Annotated in this window: 7 protein-coding genes (1 of these 7 running past the window's edge); all 7 read left to right on the top strand. The window is 47.7% G+C overall.

The genetic code is table 11. The features are described from left to right. The first annotated feature begins 19 nt into the window (after positions 1 to 19). Positions 20 to 259 (top strand): acyl carrier protein, encoded by a 240-nt coding sequence (locus MKX36_RS15850; protein ID WP_016821485.1) that lies wholly within the window; start codon positions 20 to 22, stop codon positions 257 to 259. Next, positions 237 to 1,484 (top strand): beta-ketoacyl synthase N-terminal-like domain-containing protein, encoded by a 1,248-nt coding sequence (locus MKX36_RS15845; RefSeq protein WP_340865004.1) that lies wholly within the window; start codon positions 237 to 239, stop codon positions 1,482 to 1,484. Before MKX36_RS15850 ends, MKX36_RS15845 begins: the two co-directional genes overlap by 23 nt. A gap of 15 nt (positions 1,485 to 1,499) precedes the next feature. Then, a complete protein-coding gene (locus MKX36_RS15840; RefSeq protein ID WP_016821483.1) occupies positions 1,500 to 2,762 on the top strand; it encodes a hydroxymethylglutaryl-CoA synthase family protein in 1,263 nt (420 codons plus the stop codon). Next, positions 2,759 to 3,520 (top strand): enoyl-CoA hydratase/isomerase, encoded by a 762-nt coding sequence (locus tag MKX36_RS15835; RefSeq protein WP_016821482.1) that lies wholly within the window; start codon positions 2,759 to 2,761, stop codon positions 3,518 to 3,520. Before MKX36_RS15840 ends, MKX36_RS15835 begins: the two co-directional genes overlap by 4 nt. A 46-nt stretch (positions 3,521 to 3,566) precedes the next feature. Further along, on the top strand, positions 3,567 to 4,316 hold the full coding sequence (locus MKX36_RS15830; protein WP_193190924.1) for a polyketide synthase: 750 nt from the start codon (positions 3,567 to 3,569) through the stop codon (positions 4,314 to 4,316). A 229-nt stretch (positions 4,317 to 4,545) separates the two neighbouring features. Continuing rightward, entirely contained in the window at positions 4,546 to 15,675 is an 11,130-nt protein-coding gene (locus MKX36_RS15825) for an amino acid adenylation domain-containing protein (RefSeq protein ID WP_340865003.1), read from the top strand. Continuing rightward, positions 15,659 to 22,428, top strand: partial view of an SDR family NAD(P)-dependent oxidoreductase gene (locus MKX36_RS15820; RefSeq protein WP_340865001.1) — the 5' portion only. Its footprint extends 12,991 nt past the window's final position; the window shows 6,770 of its 19,761 coding nt (coding positions 1–6,770); it begins with the start codon at positions 15,659 to 15,661; its stop codon lies beyond the right edge, outside the window. Before MKX36_RS15825 ends, MKX36_RS15820 begins: the two co-directional genes overlap by 17 nt.

The following is a 22,428-nucleotide window of genomic DNA, read 5'->3' as shown; positions in this document are numbered from 1 at the left end:
CAATTTTAGGAGGATATACATGCGTAAAGAAGAAGTATTCGAAATCGTTAAAGGTTGTATTTGTGAAGTTCTACCGGAATTAAACGATCACCAGTTTCAGTATGACGATCGCTTGGTAGATTTGGGTGCGGATTCGGTAGATCGAGCCGATATTGTAATGAAGTCTATGGAAGCATTATCTCTTAATATTCCGCGCGTTGAGTTATCTGGCGTTAAAAATGTAGGAGAGTTGGCAGATGCGCTTTATGCCAAATTATAAAGAGCCTGAGTTAGTTATTACGGGAGTTGGTGTTACTTCGTCGATTGGGCAAGGGAAGACTGCCTTTGCTTCGGCGCTGTTCAAAGGGCAACATGCATTTGGAGTTATGCAACGTCCAGGCAGAAAGGGAGAAGCTTCATTTATAGGTGCGGAGCTGCCATCTCTGTCTTATCCGGAGACCATTTCCAAACGAATGTTACGAACCGCATCATTTTCAGGACAGGTGGCAATGGTTACCCTTCAAGAGGCCTGGGATGATGCTCAATTGGATGACGTCGACCCTAGCCGCATAGGATTGGTGATTGGAGGCTCCAATTTTCAGCAACGGGAATTATTTCAAACCTATGAGGCTTATCGGGAAAAAATGCACTTTGTATCTCCGACCTATGGGCTGTCCTTTATGGATACTGATTTGTGCGGATTATGCACTGAGCAATTCGGTATTCAAGGGTTAGCGTATACTGTCGGCGGGGCTTCCGCGAGCGGACAAGTCGCCATCATTCAAGCGATTGAGGCAATTCAAGCAAATCGGGTTGATGTGTGCATTGCGATGGGGGCGTTGATGGATATTTCGTATTTGGAATGCCAGGCATTGCGATCCTTGGGAGCCATGGGAAGCGACCGATATGCCGACCAACCAGCAATGGCGTGTCGCCCCTTTGATAAGATGCACGATGGATTTATATACGGGGAATCTTGCGGAGTTATCGTCATAGAGCGGTCGGATTTTGCAATGAAGCGGCAGGGGAAACCTTATGGAAAGCTTTCAGGCTGGGATATGGGGATGGATCGGAACCGGAACCCCAATCCTTCTTATGAAGGCGAGGTTCGAGTGATTAAAAGGGCCTTGGAGAAAGCGAAACTGTCGCCGGAAAAAATTGATTATATTAATCCCCATGGGACAGGCTCTGTAATTGGGGACGAGATCGAAATAAAGGCAATACAGAATTGCCAATTATCACATGCTTACATCAATGCAACCAAATCCATTATCGGGCATGGTCTGAGCGCAGCTGGGACGGTTGAAATTATTGCTACTCTTCTACAAATGAAAGAGTCGAAACTTCATCCTACCCGCAATTTGGAGGAGCCGATCAGAGTGGATTGCAACTGGGTGAAAAATGAGTCCATCCCAGCGGTTATTCACAATACTATGAATTTGAGCATGGGATTTGGCGGGATCAATACGGCCATCTGTATGCAAAAGTATGAGTCGGGCATTTAAGAAAGGGGGAGCATTATGGTATTGGTAGGAATAGAAGCAATGAATGTTTTTGGGGGCTCAGCCTATCTAGATGTCATGCAATTAGCGCAGCACAGACAGTTGGACCCTGCGAGATTTGAAAATTTATTAATGAAAGAAAAGGCTGTTGCCCTGCCCTATGAAGATCCGGTTACCTTTGGAGTCAATGCGGCAAAACCGCTGGTGGACGCCCTCTCTGAAGCGGAAAAAAACCGCATCGAAATGCTCATCACCTGTACAGAATCAGGAATTGATTTTGGAAAATCAATCAGTACATATATTCACCACTATTTGGGACTGAATCGGAATTGCAGGCTATTTGAACTCAAGCAAGCCTGCTATTCAGGTACTGCCGGACTCCAAATGGCGGTGAATTTTATTTTATCCCAAGTCTCGCCAGGGGCCAAAGCGCTTGTTATTGCCAGTGATATCTCACGATTTATTGCCGCTGAAGGCGGGGATGTTTTGAGTGAGGATTGGTCTTACGCTGAACCAAGCGGAGGGGCAGGGGCTGTGGCCATGCTCATTAGTGAAAATCCTCATATATTCCAAGTCGATGCGGGCGCTAATGGATATTATGGCTATGAGGTGATGGATACTTGCCGGCCGATACCAGATAGCGAGGCCGGAGATGCGGACTTGTCTTTAATGTCCTATCTGGACTGCTGCGAGCAAGCATTTTTGGAATACCAGAAACGGGTACAAGGAGTGGACTATAAAGATACCTTCCAGTATCTTTCCTTCCATACTCCATTCGGTGGAATGGTAAAAGGAGCGCATCGCACGATGATGCGAAGGATTACTCAGGCCAAGCCCAATGAGATTGAGGCGGATTATGTACAACGTGTCAAGCCAGGATTGGAGTATTGCCAACGAGTCGGCAATATTATGGGTGCGACCTTGTACCTGTCCTTGGCAGGCACGATTGATAAGGGCACATTTGATTCTCCGAAGCGGATTGGTTGCTTTTCCTATGGATCAGGCTGCTGCTCGGAATTTTATAGCGGGGTAGTGATGCCGCAAAGCCAGGAATATCTGCGTCGTTTTGAGATCGAGCGTAATTTGAATGATCGGTATCAATTATCCATGGATGAATATGAATCCCTGCTGAAAGGCAGTGGCGCTGTACGTTTTGGAACCCGCAACACCAAACTTGATTTTCAATTGGTTCCTGGAGTGATCGATTCCGGGAAAGGGAGACAGCGATTATATCTGGAGGAAATCTATGAATTCCACCGCAAATATCGGTGGGAATCATGAATTATCAAACAATTCAGGTTCGGTTTCAAGAATCGATTTGTTATTTACGGTTTTACCGACCAGAGGCAAATAACACGATTAATAACACCCTCATTGAGGAATGCATGCATGTGCTTGCACTGTGTGAGGAGTCGGTTACGATCGTTGTTTTGGAAGGCCTGCCGGAGGTGTTTTGTCTTGGAGCGGATTTTCAAGGAATGTACGAAAAAATGGCAAATGAACATGAGCATGCACAGAATCCAGAACCTCTATATGATCTGTGGTTAAAACTGGCGACAGGGCCCTATATCACGATTTCTCATGTGCGAGGAAAGGCAAACGCTGGCGGCATTGGATTTATTGCTGCCAGCGACATTGTGATAGCAGATCAGACAGCACAGTTCAGTCTGTCGGAATTGTTATTTGGGCTTTTCCCTGCTTGTGTTCTGCCCTTTTTAGTACGCAGAATTGGATTCCAAAAAGCGAATTATTTGACATTAATGACACAGCCGATTATGGTTGAGCAGGCTCTTACATGGGGATTAGTCGATGCATATGATGCCCAGAGTGATACGGTACTGCGCAAGCATTTATTACGCCTCAGACGATTGTCCAAAACGGGTATTTTACGCTACAAACGCTTTATGGACGAACTCAGCGATTTGCGTCAGTATAAATCACTGGCGCTGGCGTCCAATCAAGAGGTGTTTTCAGACGCTCAAAATCTGAAGGGCATTTTCCGATATGTCGAAACAGGTCAATTTCCGTGGATGGACTGATGGGCGTTTGCCACAAGACGGGATGCTGAGGGGGAAGTAGATCATCATGTCACAATCTGTGGTTGAGTTACTTGAGATCGAGCGAGGGATTATTCAAGTAACAATGCAAGATAGAGTTCATAAAAATACATTTACACTTGAAATGACTCATGGACTTAGAGAAGCGTTCCGTACGATCCAGGATGACTCGACCTGCAAAGTCGTAATTCTAACAGGGTATGACAACTACTTCGCCACTGGTGGAACGCAAGAAGGACTATTGGCTATACATGAAGGAACATCAAAGTTTACTGATGAAAATATTTACTCTCTAGCATTGAACTGCAAAGTTCCAGTGATAGCTGCTATGCAGGGCCATGCGGTTGGTGGGGGCTTTGTCATGGGGCTATTTTCTGATTTCGTAATCCTGAGTAAGGAAAGTATGTATACGACTAATTTTATGAGATATGGATTCACACCAGGAATGGGCGCGACGTTCATTCTTCCCCAAAAACTCGGGTTCAGCCTGGGAGAAGAATTATTGTTAAATGGGGGGAATTACCGAGGCGCAGAACTGGAGAAGCGGGGAGTGCCATTTCCAGTTTTGCCTCGCAAAGAAGTGATGAGCTATGGATTGGATCTTGCTAGACAGCTGGCCGAGAAACCCAGATTTTCATTAATCACATTAAAGGATCATCTGGTTGCTCCACTCCGCGCTCAGCTTCCCAAAATCGTAGAACAAGAGCTGATTATGCATGAGAAGACCTTTCACCAAGCCGAGGTTAAAGAACGAATCATCAACCTGTTTGGAAAATAATAACTTTTTCACATCCTTATTTATATTTGTTGGACGCTTTTACGGTTTTTCATGGGAATCTGGAAACGAGTGTGAAAGGGGCGCATAGCCTTTCTCATCACTCGTTTTTTCTTTGCTACTTCCGATTAGGCAACGCTTCAAGCGTGAAACAGCAGCTCAAAATAGACATCGTGATAAGCATTTGGCTCATGTTGTATTTAAATTTTGTGTTTGAGGAGTTGGTGGATGAATGACACGTAAACATGATCAAAGATCAGACTTTAATATCCCGATCCTTTCTTTTATGGAAACTTGCCGGCAATTTCCTGAAACAGAGTTGTTTACTTTTGAGAATGAAGGAGAGCATCCTCACGTGCTTACGGGGACCACGCTTTTGCTGCAAGTGCAAACTTTGGGCAACATTCTAATGAAAGAACTGGCTGCGCAGGAAAGAGCGCTCCTTGTATTTCCTCAGGGTCTGGGATATATCAGCAGCATGCTGGCATGTTTTTATGCAAACATCGTAGCCATCCCTACACCCATTACAGCAGCAGAGCCAGATGAAAAAATACTTGAGAAAATAAAGCCTATTCAAACGGATTCCGGGGCTGTATGTATCATAACAAATACTGCCTTCAAAGCTTTTCTCCAAACACAACCGGAGTATAGAACGTTTCGTATCCTAAATATTGATGAGATTCTTCAAGAGAGCGCCGCCCACGTAGATATAAAGATGAGAATGCCAGCACCTGAAGATATGGCCCTTTTGCTGTACACATCAGGCTCTACATCTCTGCCTAAAGGCGTAATTCTCAGCCATAGATGTTTAATGAATCAGGTTAAGGCTGAGCAATGGAGAATTGACCAAAATAGCCGTATCGTTTCCTGGATGCCGCAATTCCATGCTTTTGGACTGCAAAACAATATTTTGGTACCGCTATTGAATGGCGCCTCAAGCATTATTCTCCCACCAGAAAGCTTTGCTAAAAATCCGGAGCACTGGATTCAGATGATTGACAAGTATCAAGCTACCCATACGGCTGCGCCAAACTTTGCATTCGATTACTGCTGCTCCACCTTGGACGTAGCTTCACTACAGGAATATTCTTTGCACCATCTTCAAGCTATTATATGTGCAGGTGAGCCCATTCGGAAGGAAAGTTACGAAAATTTTGTCCATCATTTCCGGGCATTGGGGCTTAAAGAAGATATATTTTGTCCTCTTCTTGGCTTATCTGAGCTGTGTCCTGTTACCAGTGTAAAACCGGGCCAGTCGATGAGATTTCTTAATTTGGATATTCCTAGCTTGGAGCAAAGAAGAGTCCAATACACAGATGAGAAGAACCCATCGAAGTCCGTTGTCAGTTGCGGGGAGATCGAAGCTCCGACAGAAATACGGATTGTTCATCCTGAAAGTCATATGCTATGCCTGCCAGAGGAAATCGGCGAGATTTGGATTAAATCCGATCGGATGGCAGAGGGTTATTTAAATAGGAAGCAAGAAACGGACAGCACTTTTGAGGCGGTACTTTCCAGTACACAAGAAGGCGGTTTTTTCCGTACAGGTGACCTTGGCTTTATTGCAGACAATCATATTTATGTCATCGGCAGAGAGAAGGAAGTCATTATCGTTCACGGCAAAAATCATCATCCTGTCGATATTGAATGGACCATCCAAAAGAATATGCCGGAGTTGACCTTGCCTATCGCTGTATTTGCCTCTGAAGTCAAAGGCCAGGAAAAGGTAATCGTCGTACAAGAGATTGAAACGTCCCTTCATGAGCAGGAATATAAACGACTGGTCGAAAAGATGTTAAATGCCGTATCTGGGACACATCAACTTGAGATTTATGATATATATTTGCTGCCAAAAGGTAGTATTCCCAAAACGGGGAGCGGGAAAATCCAAAGAAAGGTTTGCCGTAATGCTTATATCAAACAAGAGCTTAGGGCACTTTATCAATATCGGAGTGCACTCTCAACAGCGCATTCGGGTATTGGAGAAACGGATGCTACTGTAGACGCTGTTTCGTTGATACAGCTGAAGATTCAGGAATATATGGTGCAATTTTTGCAACAGGAACTGAATTTGGAGTCCGAGGCAATGGATTTGAATAAAAATATTCACGTTTATGGCATCGATTCCATTCTTATCATGAAGCTCATACGCGGCATTGAAAAATCTTATCCGATCAAGGTTAATGCAAGAGAAATTCTAGAGTACCCAACGATTCAACTACTATCGGCTTATTTAGCCAAAAAGATTGAAAAAGATAAACCGGTTGTAGAGATCAAGACCGAAACAATCCTGCATGGTTTGCAACGGACTCCACTTTCTGAAGTTCAAAAAGGGTTGTGGCTATTACATAAAATGTCTCCTGAAATAAATGCTTACAATGTACCAATATGTCTCCGATTTAATACGAAAGTTGAGATAGAGAACGTTAAACAGGCTTTCCACACCGTTTTAGAGCAATATCCTATTCTAAAAAGTGTGATTGAAGAGGATAACGGGACACCTTATCAAAAGCTGGAGTCTGCTCAGCCGTTCAATATGCAGATAGAGGATATTTCAAGCTTGAAAGCGGATGAAATCATTCCCTTTATTCGGAGCAAGGCAAAGCAGCCATTCGCGCTGGAACAGGACCCTTTGATGCGTGTTTATCTGATGTCCAGGTCCGAACAAGAACATTTCATACTGGTGGTCATCCATCATATTATTTTTGATGGTAGTTCTTTCATCCTTTTTATTCAAAGCTTTTTAGATGCATATAAGGACTTGGGACAAGGAAAGAGACCAGTCGTTTTACCACCTGCCGCGAGCTATAGCGATTTTGTGGAATGGGAACAAACGATGCTGGCGAGTGCAGAAGGGGAAAAGCATTTTTCCTATTGGAAGCAACAACTGTCGGATGCTTTACCGACTCTAGAGCTTCCATATAACCGCTCAGGTTTTCTGACTCCGAGCATGGAAGGACAAACATACACCAAGCGGCTTCCAGTTGATTGGGTCAATCGGGTAAAATCTTTCGCCCGTACGCAATATATGAGCTTGTCTACCGTCTTGTTAGGTATGTATGTGATATTGCTTAACCAGTATTCGAAACAGGAAGACATCATCGTTGGAATGCCAGTTATGATACGACCAGAGGAGCGTTTTGACCAATTAATCGGATATTTTGTCAATATGCTTCCAATACGCAGCCAAGTGTCCGAAACAGAGACATTCCTGGATTTTATGAAAAAATTGCAAATCACCGTAGTCAATGGGATGGATCATGCTCCTTATCCTTTTCCGGCTCTGGTTCGAGCATTAAATGTGCCACGTTTGCAGGCGAGCTCGCCTGTTTTTCAGGCAGTTTTTTCTTACCAAAATTTTCTGCAAACTTCAAGCTTGCAGCAGCTTTGTGCGCCGTATAGCGATAGCTTTACCGTTGAGTTGGTAGAGGAAATTCACCAGGAAGGTGAATATGAGCTGGTATTGGAGCTGCTGGAGCAGGAAGAAGAGCTGACATTAAATATCAAATACCGTTCCGGTTTGTTCGATGAATCAACCATCGTACAGATGGCTGAGCGTTACACCGCATTAGCAGAAGCACTTATGAGCAATCCTACGGCTGCCCTGCAGGACTATTCATTACTTTTGCAAGAGGAAAAGAACAGCGTCCTTTATGACTGGAATGCAACCGAAATAAGTTATCCAGATAAATGCTTCCCTGAATTATTCATAAAACAGGCAAGGAAAACGCCTGACGCTATTGCAGTCGTGTATGAAGAACAATCGCTTACCTATCGGGAATTAAAAGAAAAGAGCACTTTACTCGCTCTATATTTGCAAAATCAGGGCGTTACCCCTGATACGCTGGTAGGAATTTGCATGGAACGGTCTTTAGAAATGGTCATTGGGCTGTTGGGAATCCTTCTGGCGGGAGGAGCCTATGTGCCGCTTGATCCGGACTATCCAGAGGATCGATTGGAGTATATGCTGCAGGATTCCAATGCATCCCTTGTCATTACGCAATCGGGATTGCTGGAAAAAGTATCTCGGCTGGCAGAGAGTCGTGTGAACTGCATTGTTCTTGATAACGAATGGGATCTTCTGACAAGTAGTATAAAGGGGAGAAAGACACTCAAACGGGAAGTGCAGCCTAGCCATTTGGCATATGTGATATATACCTCTGGAAGTACAGGGAAACCCAAAGGGGTCATGATCCCGCACAAAGCGTTGACCAACTTTCTTCTTTCCATGGGAGAAAAGCCAGGCATAACAGAGCAGGATAAATTGCTTGCAGTGACAACGTATTGCTTTGACATCGCGGGCCTGGAATTATATCTGCCTTTGATTAAAGGCGCTCAATGCTATGTTTGCAGTTCTGAAAAGGCTAAGGATGCCGAAAGACTCAAGCAGGAGATTCAAAAAATAAAACCGACAATGATGCAGGCAACGCCTGTGACCTGGACCATGCTTTTTCAAGCTGGCTGGAAGAACGAAGAGAACATGAAAATGCTCTGTGGCGGAGAAGCACTTTCGGAAACATTGAAATCTTATTTTGTGCATAACAACGGTGACGCATGGAATATGTTCGGTCCGACTGAGACGACGATTTGGTCTACAATTCAAACGATTACCGCCGACAAGCCGATTTCGATCGGTAAGCCTATTGCCAACACCCAGATTTATATTTTGGATCAGCACCTTCGACCTGTGCCTGTCGGATTTCCGGGTGAGCTTTTCATTTCGGGCAATGGCTTGGCCAGAGGCTATCTGAATCAGCCGGTGCTTACGGATGAAAAGTTTATTGACAACCCATTCAAGCCCGGAACTAAGCTCTATAGAACCGGAGATTTATGCAAGTGGCTTTCTGACGGTTCCATTGAATATTTGGGTCGGATGGATTATCAAGTGAAAATCCGCGGGTTTCGAATTGAGCTAAGTGAAGTTGAAGGTCAGGCCAGAACATATCCGGGAATTGATGAATGTGTCGTGATTGCCAAGGAACAAGGAGGGGATAAGCAGCTTGTCGCCTACTATTTACGCAACAACTCTCAGTTCGGGGAATCCTCACTTGATCCGAAAGAAGTACGAAATTATTTAAAAGCATTCTTGCCTTATTATATGATTCCAGCATTCTTTATCGAACTGGACAAGCTGCCATTGACCCCGAATGGCAAAATAGATCGGAAGGAATTAATGGGTCGTAGGGTCGAGCTGGCGACAGCAACAAGAAAAATCCATTTGCCGCAATCGGATGTTGAACAACAAGTTTTAACAATATGGAAAAAGCTTCTGGATATCGATCATCTAAGTACGGATGATGCTTTTTTCGACGTGGGCGGAAATTCTTTTTCAGCCGCAGAGATGATTAGAAGGATCAAGGACAAGCTGGAATGTGATATTTCGGTGACAGCATTGTTCAAGTATCCAACGGTTAGGGAACTTAGTGCCTATATTACGAAAGTAAAAGGCGAGGCCCCAGCTTCTGCAACAGAACAAACAGATACCGCTAAAAATACCATTTCACAGGGATTAGACTCGGAGGAAGATGAACATAAACCATCCTACCCTGATTATTATGAGGATAGTATCGCAATTATAGGAATTTCGTCCCATTTCCCGGGTGCAAAAAACCACATTGAGTTTTGGAGCAATTTGAGGGCAGGGGTGGAAAGTGTCCGGTACTTTTCTGAGGAAGAACTAGCCCAGTTAGGGCTGGAGAGAGAGATTGTCGAGCATCCAAACTATGTGCCCGGACAATGCACGATTGAGGGAAAAGAGTATTTCGACCCTGAGTTTTTTAATTTGTCCCAGAAAAATGCAGAATTTATGGATCCTCAGATGAAATTGCTGCTACAGCATGCATGGAAGGCCGTTGAAGATGCTGGCTATGTTTCCAAAGAGATTCCTGAAACCAGCGTGTATATGTCGGCGAGCAGCAGCTTTTATCAAGCCTTTATTCCTAATTTGGCATCGCAATCACCTAATGTCCTGAGGAATGCGGATGAATATGTAACCTGGATTTTGGCACAAGGCGGGACCATTCCTACTATGATCTCTCATAAATTAGGATTTAAAGGTCCCAGCTTATTTGTGCATTCCAACTGTTCTTCTTCGTTAGTCGGACTTCGTCTAGCTTCGCAAAGCCTGTTGTCTGGTGAAGCAAAATACGCCTTGGTTGGAGCGTCAACAATCTTTCCTTTCAACAGCTTAGGTTATGTGTATCAGCCTGGCTTGAACTTTTCTAGTGATGGCCATATTAGAGCTTTTGACGATTCGGCAGACGGAATGATTGGCGGAGAAGGGGTTGGAGTTGTTCTACTGAAAAAAACGCTGGATGCCATTAGAGACGGTGACCATATTTATACGATTTTACGAGGGGTTAGCGTGAACAACGATGGGACTGACAAACTAGGGTTTTATGCTCCAAGTGTTAAGGGTCAGTCTGAAGTTATTCAGAAGACGATCGAATCAACCGGAATTCATCCCGAAACGATCAGTTATATTGAGACACATGGAACCGGAACCAAATTGGGCGATCCGGTTGAATTTGCTGCCCTGAATGATACATTCAGGCAGTACACGGCCAAAAAACAATTTTGTGGTATTGGATCGGTCAAAACCAATATCGGACATTTGGACACTGCAGCAGGTTTGGCGGGGTGTATTAAAGTCGCTTTAAGCTTATACCATAATGAGATTCCTCCTACGCTTAATTATGATACACCCAATACCGATATCCATTTGTCTGAATCGCCTTTTTATGTTGTTGATAAACTGCGGAAATGGGAACAAGCGTCAGTTCCCCATCGAGCGGCGCTAAGCTCCTTTGGCATAGGCGGAACGAATGCTCATGCCATTTTCGAACAATTTGTAGCTAATGATGAACCCGAACGTTCTAAATCCAGTTTGGTGAACGATGCTGCTAAGTATCTTGTTCCTTTGTCTGCCAAAAATGATCAGCGCCTTAAGGCATATGCTGGGGACCTCTCGGCTTTCTTGACAGCTTCTCAAGAAATCAATTTGTCGGATGTATCTTTTACGCTTCAAACAGGACGAATGGCAATGAAATGTCGGGTAGCGTTTATCGTCAAGAATACGAGCGAGCTGGTGCAAAAATTGGATTCGTTCGCGAATGGACAAGAACATATCGAGAATTGCTGGAGGGGAGAAAATAACCAGCAAGATTCAATGCAATGGTTTGAACAGGAAGAAGTGTTCAAGGAATTAGTGAGCAAATGGATCTCAAATCGTGAAATGAACAAGCTGGCAGAGCTATGGGCCAAAGGCTTCCATATCGATTGGAAATCACTATATTACGATATGCGACCGAAAAGAATCAGTCTGCCTACGTATCCTTTTGCTCAGCAACGCTGCTGGGCTCCTGAGGTTGAGGCTGGAGCAGCAAGGGTCAGAGCAGTGGCGGAAGCACCTGCGACTGCAGCCAGCCAAACTCTGATGTTTGAGCCAGTCTGGAAGGAGCAGGACGTACCTCCAGAGGTCGAAGCCCCTGCCTACGACCGCCGTATCATCTTACTGTGTGAGCCGGACGAGGCTTTACCTGAACGGCTTGAAGCGCAAGTGAACGGAGCGGCACAGGTCTTGGCCTTCTCATCTGGGAAGAGCCGGGTGGATGAGCGGTTTCAGGCCTATGCAGTTCAGGCCTTTGAGAGCATCCAGGGCCTGCTCAAAGACAAGCCTGCCGGAAGGGTGCTGGTTCAGCTTGTCGTGATGGCGGCTGGAGAAGGGCGGCTCTTTTCAGGACTTTCGGGTCTGCTGAAGACCGCCCGACTGGAAAATCCAAAACTCATCGGCCAATTGATCGAAGTGGAACAGGGAGAATCTGCGGAAAGCATGCTGGCGAAGCTGGAAGAAAACAGCCGCAGTCCGGTGGATGGATGGATTCGCTATGAGGGTGGTCAACGCAAAACCGCTTGCTGGAGCAGGTTCGAGTCGTCTCGGCCAGAAGAGAAGCTGCCATGGAGAGACGGTGGCGTGTATCTCATTACCGGCGGCTCTGGCGGCCTGGGGCTGCTTGTTGCCGAAGAACTGGTTCGGCACGCCCGAAAAGCAACCTTAATCCTGACAGGCCGCTCGCCACTGGACGGCAACAGACAAACCCGGCTGAAGGAGCTGGAGTCCTTAGGAGCCAGAGTAGTGTACAAGCAGGGGGATATCACCGACAGGAACACGGTTACCAGCTTGTTGGAAAGCATTCAGGAAGAATTCGGGTGTGTTCACGGGATTATTCACTGCGCTGGGGTCATTCACGATAACTTCATTCTCAAGAAAAGCAGGGAAGAATTTATCGAGGTGCTGGGTCCGAAGGTTAAAGGGCTGGTTCATCTAGATGAGGCGAGCAGCGGTCAGGATTTGGACTTCTTCGTGCTCTTTTCCTCCATCTCGGGCAGTATGGGCAATCCGGGACAGGCCGATTATGCCACCGCCAACGCCTTTATGGATGCGTACGCAGCATACCGGAATACCCTGGTGGAAGCCCAGCAACGGCGGGGCCGGACGCTATCCATCCGCTGGCCGCTGTGGAAAGAAGGCGGGATGAGGATTGACGCGGACACAGAAAAACTCATGAGACAGAACATGGGCATTACGCCTCTACAGACCGAGTCGGGCATTCAGGCGTTGTACCAATGCCTGACCTCAAGCAAGGATCAGGTGATGGTCATGGAAGGAGAGCCAGAGAAAATCGAGGCCTATCTGGCGAAAGCCGTCTCGCAGGCCGGCATCTGTGCGGTAGAGGCAGCTGGATCGAAGCTGGATGCGGGTTTACTGTACGATAAAACCTTGTATCATCTCAAGGCGCTATTGGGAGAGGTGACCCGGCTGAGCATCGGTAGCATTGAAGCCCAAGAACCGCTAGAGCGCTATGGCATCGATTCGATTATGATTACCCAGCTCAATGCCAAGCTGGCAGAGTCTTTTGGGGAGCTATCCAAGACGCTATTTTATGAGTACCAGACCCTGCGTGCCCTGGCAGAACATTTAGTGGCGGAATATGCACCGGAGTGCATGCAATGGGTTGGAATGAGCACGGACAAGGAACGGGTAGAGGAAACGGCTGCGACAGCCCGGTACGCTGAAGAAGAAAGCACGCAAATTGCGGGGCAGACGATAGCGGAAGAGGCGGCAGCGAAGTCCAGAAGCTACGTGGAGCCGATTCGAAGTTACGCGGAACTTGGCGCAGAGGAAACACGAGAACCGATCGCCATCATTGGCATGGCAGGAAAGTATCCAGGTTCGAGGGACATGAACGAATATTGGGAAAATCTCAAGGCAGGAAAGGATTGTGTCAGCGAAATCCCGCAGGAACGCTGGAAACTGGAAGGATTCTTCCAGCCTGACAAACAGGAAGCGGTAGCTGATGGCAAAAGCTACAGCAAGTGGGGCGGCTTTATCGAAGGCTTTGCGGAATTCGACCCATTGTTTTTCAATATTGCACCGCGAGAAGCCCTCAGCATGGATCCTCAGGAAAGGCTGTTTATTGAAGCTTGCTGGGAAGCGATGGAGGACGCAGGCTACACCAGAGAACAGCTTGCGGTACGACATAACAGCCGTGTAGGTGTGTTTGCGGGAATTACCAAAACGGGCTACGAGCTTTATGGGCCGGAATTATGGAAGATGGGGGCCAAAATATTTCCCCAAATATCCTTTAGCTCGGTAGCCAACCGGATTTCGTACCTGTTTAATTTGCAAGGGCCGAGCATGCCGGTGGATACGATGTGTTCGTCCTCGTTGACTGCGATTCATGAAGCGTGTGAGCATCTGTACCGCGGAGAATGCGAGCTGGCTATGGCAGGAGGAGTGAACCTGTATCTGCATCCGCTGAGCTATGTCGGACTTTGTGCGAATCAGATGCTGTCCGTAGACGGACAGTGCAAGAGCTTCGGAAAGGGAGGCAACGGCTTTGTCCCAGGAGAAGGCGTGGGGGTCGTGCTATTGAAGCCGCTGTCGAAGGCGATAGCAGATGGAGACCCGATCCATGCGGTCATCCGGGGAACGAGCATCAACCATGGAGGCAAGACCAACGGGTATACCGTGCCTAACCCGACTGCTCAAGGGGAGCTGATCCGGTCGGCCCTGGAACGAGCCGGGGTACATGCCCGGACCATCAGCTATATCGAAGCTCACGGAACTGGCACAGAACTGGGAGATCCGATTGAAGTGACCGGTCTGACCCAAGCCTTCAGAAAGGATACGGCAGATAAGGGATTTTGTGCTGTGGGTTCTGTGAAGTCCAACATCGGACATTTGGAGGCGGCGGCGGGCATCGCAGGGATTGGGAAAATTGTCCTGCAGATGAAAAACCGGACGCTGGTTCCCAGCCTGCATGCCCAGGAATTAAATCCGAACATTGCTTTTGAGCAGACGCCGTTTGTCGTCCAGCAGGAGCTGGAAGAATGGAAGCGGCCGGTGGTTGAGCTCGATGGAGAGACACGGGAATACCCGAGAATGGCAGGGATTTCATCGTTTGGAGCAGGAGGCGCCAATGCCCATGTCATCATCGAGGAGTACGTTCCAGAAGAGAAGATGCCCATTCGTGTAACAGCTCACCATCCTGTGATTATCGTATTGTCGGCCAAAAATGAGGAACGGCTGAAGCAGCAGGTCGAGAGATTGCTGTCCGTGATCGGGAAAGGAGAGGTCACAGAGGGCAATCTGGCGGATGCAGCCTACACGCTCCAGGTAGGACGTGAAGCGATGGAAGAACGCCTGGCGGTCATTGCTGAATCGCTACCGAAACTGGTGGAAAAGCTGCAAAGATTCTTGGAAGGCCACGACGGGATTTCCGAGCTGTATCGAGGACAGGTCAAGCGAAACAAAGAGGCACTGTCCGCACTGTTAGAAGATGAAGATATGGAAAAAACAATCGCTGCCTGGATCGGGAAACGGAAATACGCGAAGATAGTGAATCTTTGGGTAAAGGGACTGGCGATGGACTGGAGCATGCTTTATGGAGATGCCAAGCCGCAGCGAATAAGTCTGCCAGCCTATCCTTTTGCAAAGGAGCGGTATTGGATCACGGATATTAAAACCAAGCAGGCTTCCATTGAATCTACCAAATCTGTACAGCCAACAGATATATTTGTTGATCAAAAAACACCTGAGACAGCGGCAAATATTTCGCAAAAGTATGAAAAAGAAAGCGAAGATCCAAATTCCGAAGCTATTCCTTCGTATATCCAGAATATTCAGAGCCATATTTCCACCAGTGTCAAAATGAAGAAGATGCCAGATATTTCTTATCTAGCGGCTGAATACGAAAGAATTCCTTCGACTATGGTCGACAACCAAGCTTACTCGGAACAGGATGGGACGACGCGAGGGACTAATCGGATGAGGAGGCTTACAGATGAAGGAAATGAATGATGTCTTATGCAAATTGCTATGGGGTTATTTGCAATTGATGGGATTATGCCCCTATGCACATATGGACAAGAAAGCTATGATTAATGATTTTAAAACCAAAACAGCATTGCTGAATTTATATGATCGCTGGCTTGAAGAAAGCATAGAGGTATTGGCGCGGAATCATTATTTTTACCGTAAAGGAGACTCTTATAGCGTAACGGATACAGCTTTGGTTGATCTGCAGGCTGTATGGAAGGAATGGGAATTGAAGAAAGGGGAATGGCTGAAAAATCCGGATCTCTCGGCCTGGGTTGTACTCGTAGAATCAACATTGCGCAAGCTGCCGGAAATTTTAACCGGAAACATACCTGCCACTGACATTGTTTTTCCTCAGTCCTCTATGAAGCTGGTAGAAGGTATATATAAAAATAGTCCTGCAGCAGATTACTTTAATGAAGTGCTGGGGGATATTGTAGTTTCCTACTTGAATGAACGGCTTAAGCATGACCCGTCAGGGTCGATTCGAATTATTGAAATTGGTGCAGGCACTGGAGGAACCAGCGCTATGCTCTTCCGGAAGCTTCGACCTTATCAGGAGCATATTCGTGAATACTGTTATACCGATAAATCCAGAGCATTTTTATTGCATGCGCAAAAAGAGTACGGCCCGCAAAATCCTTACTTGACTTATAAAATTTTTAATGTGGAAGAGTCGGCTGTGGGACAAGATATCGACACGGGCGGATATGATATTGCAATTGCCACCAATGTCCTGCACGCTACGAGGAACATTCGGCAGACATTAGGCAATGTCAAAGCATCGCTGCGAAAAAACGGCCTGATTCTTATCAATGAAATCAGTGGAAACTCGCTGTTAAACCACCTAACCTTTGGCCTGCTGGAGGGATGGTGGCTTTATAATGACCCCGAGCTGCGTATTCCAGGCTCTCCCGGTTTATACCCTGAACGTTGGCAGGAGGTATTGGAAAGCGAGGGGTTCCGGTCGGTCTTCTTCCCCGCTCAGGAAGCGCATGAAATAGGCCAGCAAATTATTGTGGCTGAAAGCGATGGTAAGCTTAGCGATGGGATGCTTCGGGACCAACAGAAGCTTGAACAGGGCAAGCCTCCATTAGAACAGCGTGACACAGGGACTCAATCAGCTGCTGATGTAACCGATGAGATGGCTGAAGAGCATGTCAGGGAACTTATTGTAGAGAAGTTGGCAGAGGCCTTGAATGTGGACATTTCAATGATTGATGTCCATGAGTCATTCGCAGATTATGGCCTGGACTCTATTCTTGGCGTCAACTTTGTACAGGATGTTAATCAGGGGCTGGGCATTCATTTGCAGACTACAGACATCTTTGATTACAGTTCGGTCAAACAACTGACGTTATACATTTTAGGCCAATTCGGCGACATCGTTTTACCAGTTTTGGGACACTATGCTGATCCAATAGAGGATGGGAAAGATACAAGCCGTGAAACCCAAGCGCCTAAGGAAAAGGAATATATGTTTAATCCGGTTCAAACGGCAAGTGCATCGATTGAGCCAGAAAGACCTAAACAGGAGAATACAGGAAAAAGCTTGGCGCAAAGAGAGCCGATTGCGATTATTGGAATGAGCGGGCGGTTTGCCGGGTCTGACAATGTAGATGAGCTTTGGAATCACCTTAAGAATGGCGACGATTTAGTAAAAGAGGTAACTCGGTGGGATCTTTCAAAATACCAGGAAAAAAATACGAGTTACTGCAATTATGGAAGCTTTTTGGAGGATATTGATAAGTTCGATCCGCTTTTTTTCAATATTTCCGGACTGGAAGCAACTTACATGGATCCGCAGCAGCGGTTGTTTCTCGAGGAAGCATGGCATGCTCTAGAGGATGCGGGCTATGCGGGTGCAGGGATGGATGGGCGTCGGTGCGGAGTTTATGTAGGCTGTGCCGAAGGCGATTACCAGCGATTGCTGGGTGAAGACCTGCCTCCGCAAGCACTGTGGGGCCATATGGGCTCCGTGATACCCGCCAGAATTTCCTACTACTTGAATCTTCACGGACCGGCAATAGCTGTAGATACAGCTTGTTCGAGTTCGCTAGTTGCCACCCATCTTGCTTGCCAAAGCTTATGGTCTGGAGAAACGGATATGGCTTTAGCTGGCGGGGTGTATATTCATACAACCCCTCGTTGCTATTTATACGGTGACAGAGCAGGAATGCTGTCTCACACAGGGCACTGTTATACCTTTGATGACAGGGCGGACGGAATGGTTCCAGGAGAGGCTGTTGGCGCGGTTGTACTCAAACGGCTTGAGGAAGCAGTTGCCGATGGTGACCACATCTATGGGGTAATTTTAGGCTCAGGAATCAATCAGGACGGTACCACGAATGGACTTACTGCACCAAGCCAGAAGTCTCAGGAGCGGCTGGAGCAATATGTGTACGATACTTTTCATATTCATCCAGAGCAAATCCAATTGGTGGAAGCACATGGGACAGGTACCAAATTGGGTGATCCAATTGAATATCAGGCATTGACGCGAACATTTAGAAAGTATACGGACAAGAAGGGATTTTGCGCGATCGGGTCCATTAAAACGAATATCGGTCATACGCAAATTGCGGCAGGAATCACAGGAGTAATTAAGCTGTTATTGTCATTAAAGCATGAGCAGATTCCGCCTTCACTTCATTTCCAATCAGGCAATTCTAATATTCAGTTTGCGGACAGCCCTTTTTATGTCAATACGCAGTTGCAGAATTGGCTGATTGAGCCTGAAGCCAGACGCTGTGCTGCGGTCAGCTCCTTTGGTGCCAGTGGTACTAATGCCCACCTGGTCATCGGAGAGGCTCCACATACGAAACGAAGACATTGCGAAAAGCCGGCTTATTTCATTCCGCTGTCCGCCCGGACTTCACAACAATTACGCCGTCAGGTGGAGCAACTGATTGCCTATTGCGAACAGGAGCCTGAGGCAGACTGCGGTAACATGAGCTATACATTATTGCTTGGGAGAAAGCACTGCAATCATCGGCTTGCATGTGTTGCCCGCAATCAAGGTGAGCTTGTCATGTCCCTTAAAAGGTGGCTGGAAAAAGGCAATTCTTCTCAAGTTTATTATTCTGAACTACACGAAAAAGACCAACGCATTCAAACGTCATTGAAGAGATATGGAAATGAATGTATTCAAAACTGTCAAAATGCAGGTGAAGCCCGCGAGTATTTGGAGCTTTTAACTACGATTGCGGATTTATATGTTCAGGGATATCCGTTAGACTTTGAACGTTTGTTTTCAAATGAACCGTATTGCAGAATCCCACTACCGACTTATCCTTTTGCAAAAGAGCGGTATTGGGCGCCTGGGAATGAAACCCAAATGGCTAAAAGCATAAGTATAGAAAGTGAAACCAAATCAACGATTTCCAGAGCAGAGGCAAAACCTGTGGCTACAGCTACCCATACCCTGCTGCTGGAGCCAGTTTGGAAGGAGCAGGACGTATCGCCAGAGGTGGAAGCACCTACCTACGACCGCCGTATCATCTTGCTGTGTGAGCCGGACAAGGCTTTACCTGAACGGCTCGAAGCGCGATTGAACGGAGCAGCGCAGATCTTGGCCTTCTCATCCGGGAAGAGCCGGGTGGATGAGCGGTTTCAGGCCTATGCCGTTCAGGCCTTTGAGAGCATCCAGGGCCTGCTCAAAGACAAGCCTGCTGGAAGGGTGCTGGTTCAGCTTGTCGTGACGGCGGCTGGAGAAGGGCGGCTCTTTTCAGGACTTTCGGGTCTGCTGAAGACCGCCCGACTGGAAAATCCAAAACTCATCGGCCAATTGATCGAAGTGGAACAGGGAGAATCTGCGGAACTCCTGCTGGCGAAGCTGGAGGAAAACAGCCGCAGTCCGGTGGATGGATGGATTCGCTATGAGGGCGGTCAACGCAAAACCGCTTGCTGGAACAGGTTGGAGCCATCTCGGTCAGAAGAGAAGCTGCCATGGAGAGACGGTGGCGTGTATCTCATTACCGGCGGCTCTGGCGGCCTGGGGCTGCTTGTTGCCGAAGAACTGGTTCGGCGCACCCAAGCAGCAACCTTAATCCTGACAGGCCGCTCGCCACTGGACGGCAACAGACAAACCCGGCTGAAGGAGCTGGAGTCCTCAGGAGCCAGAGTAGTATACAAGCAGGGGGATATCACCGACAGGAACACGGTTACCAGCTTGTTGGAAAGCATTCAGGAAGAATTCGGGCGTGTTCATGGGATTATCCACTGCGCTGGGGTCATTCACGATAACTTCATTCTCAAGAAAAGCAGGGAAGAATTTATCGAGGTGCTGGGTCCGAAGGTTAAAGGGCTGGTTCATCTAGATGAGGCGAGCAGCGGTCAGGATTTGGACTTCTTCGTGCTCTTTTCCTCCATCTCGGGCAGTATGGGCAATCCGGGACAGGCCGATTATGCCACCGCCAACGCCTTTATGGATGCGTACGCAGCATACCGGAATACCCTGGTGGAAGCCCAGCAACGGCGGGGCCGGACGCTATCCATCCGCTGGCCGCTGTGGAAAGAAGGCGGGATGAGGATTGACGCGGATACGGAAAAGCTCATGAGACAGAACATGGGCATTACGCCTCTACAGACCGAGTCGGGCATTCAGGCGTTGTACCAATGCCTGACCTCAAGCAAGGATCAGGTGATGGTCTTGGAAGGAGAGCCTGAGAAAATCGAGGCCTATCTGGCGAAAGCCGTCTCGCAGGCCGGTATCCGTGCGATACAGGCATCTGCGCCGAAGCTGGATGCGGGTTTACTGTACGATAAAACCTTGTATCATCTCAAGGCGCTATTGGGAGAGGTGACCCGTCTGAGCGTCGGTAGCATTGAAGCCCAAGAACCGCTAGAGCGTTATGGGATTGATTCGATTATGATTACCCAGCTCAATGCCAAGCTGGCAGAATCCTTTGGCGAGCTATCCAAGACGCTGTTTTATGAGTATCAGACCTTGCGTGCCTTGGCGGAATATTTGGTGTCGGAATACGCACCGGAGTGCATGCAGTGGGTTGGAATGAGTCTGGACAAGGAACAGGTAGAGGAAACGGCTGCGACAGGCCGGTACGCTGAAGAAGAAAGCACGCCAGTTGCGGAGCAAACGATTGCGGAGACGGTGACAACGAAGTCCAGCCGTAGCTATGTGAAGCCTGTTCGAAGCTGCGCGGAGTCTGTCGCAGAGGAAACACGAGAGCCGATCGCCATCATTGGTATGGCAGGAAAGTATCCAGGTTCGAGGGATATGAATGAATATTGGGAAAATCTCAAGGCAGGGAAGGATTGTGTCAGCGAAATCCCGCAGGAACGCTGGAAACTAGAAGGATTCTTCCATCCTGATAAAGAGGAAGCGGCTTCACATGGCAAAAGCTATAGCAAGTGGGGTGGCTTTATCGAGGGATTTGCTGAATTCGACCCATTGTTTTTCAATATTGCACCGCGGGAAGCACTTAGCATGGACCCTCAGGAACGGCTGTTTATTGAAGCCTGCTGGGAAGCGATGGAGGACGCGGGCTACACCAGAGAACAGCTTGCGGTACGACATAACAGCTGTGTAGGTGTGTTTGCGGGAATTACCAAAACAGGATTTGATTTATATGGTCTTGATCTGTGGAGGAAGGGAGCGCAAATATTCCCTCACACTTCCTTTAGCTCAGTAGCCAACCGGATTTCGTACCTGTTTAATTTGCAGGGGCCGAGCATGCCAGTGGATACGATGTGTTCATCCTCATTGACCGCGATTCATGAAGCGTGTGAGCATCTGTACCGCGGAGAATGCGAGTTGGCCATGGCAGGAGGAGTGAACCTGTATCTGCATCCGCTGAGTTATGTCGGACTTTGTGCGAATCAGATGCTGTCCGTAGACGGACAGTGCAAGAGCTTCGGAAAGGGAGGCAACGGCTTTGTCCCAGGAGAAGGTGTGGGGGTCGTGCTATTGAAGCCGTTGTCGAAGGCGATAGCAGATGGGGACCCGATCCATGCGGTCATCCGGGGAACGAGCATCAACCATGGAGGCAAGACCAACGGGTATACCGTGCCTAACCCGATTGCTCAAGGGGAGCTGATCCGGTCGGCTCTGGAACGAGCCGGGGTACATGCCCGGACCATCAGCTATATCGAAGCTCACGGAACTGGCACAGAATTGGGAGATCCCATTGAAGTGACCGGTTTGACCCAGGCCTTCAGAAAGGACACGGCAGACAAGGGATTTTGCGCCGTGGGCTCTGTGAAGTCCAACATCGGACATTTGGAGGCGGCAGCGGGCATCGCAGGGATTGGGAAAATTGTCCTGCAGATGAAAAACCGGACGCTGGTTCCCAGTCTGCATGCCCAGGAACTGAATCCGAACATTCCTTTTGAGCAGACGCCGTTTGTCGTCCAGCAGGAGCTGGAGGAATGGAAGCGGCCAGTGGTTGAGCTCGATGGAGAGACACGGGAATACCCAAGAATGGCGGGGATTTCATCGTTTGGAGCAGGAGGCGCCAATGCTCATGTCATCATCGAAGAGTACGTTCCGGAAGAGCAGTCGCCAATCTGTGTGACAGCTCACCATCCTGTGATTATCGTATTGTCAGCCAAAAATGAGGAACGGCTGAAGCAGCAGGTCGAGAGATTGCTGTCCGTGATCGAGAAAGGAGAGGTCACAGAAAGCAATCTGGCGGATGCAGCCTACACGCTTCAGGTTGGGCGCGAAGCGATGGAAGAACGCCTGGCAGTCATTGCCGAATCGATGCCAGCGCTGGT

This window comes from Paenibacillus sp. FSL W8-0439 (assembly GCF_038008995.1).
GTDB classification, from domain to species: Bacteria; Bacillota; Bacilli; order Paenibacillales; family Paenibacillaceae; genus Paenibacillus; species Paenibacillus polymyxa.
This window is presented reverse-complemented; position numbering and strand designations above follow the sequence as displayed.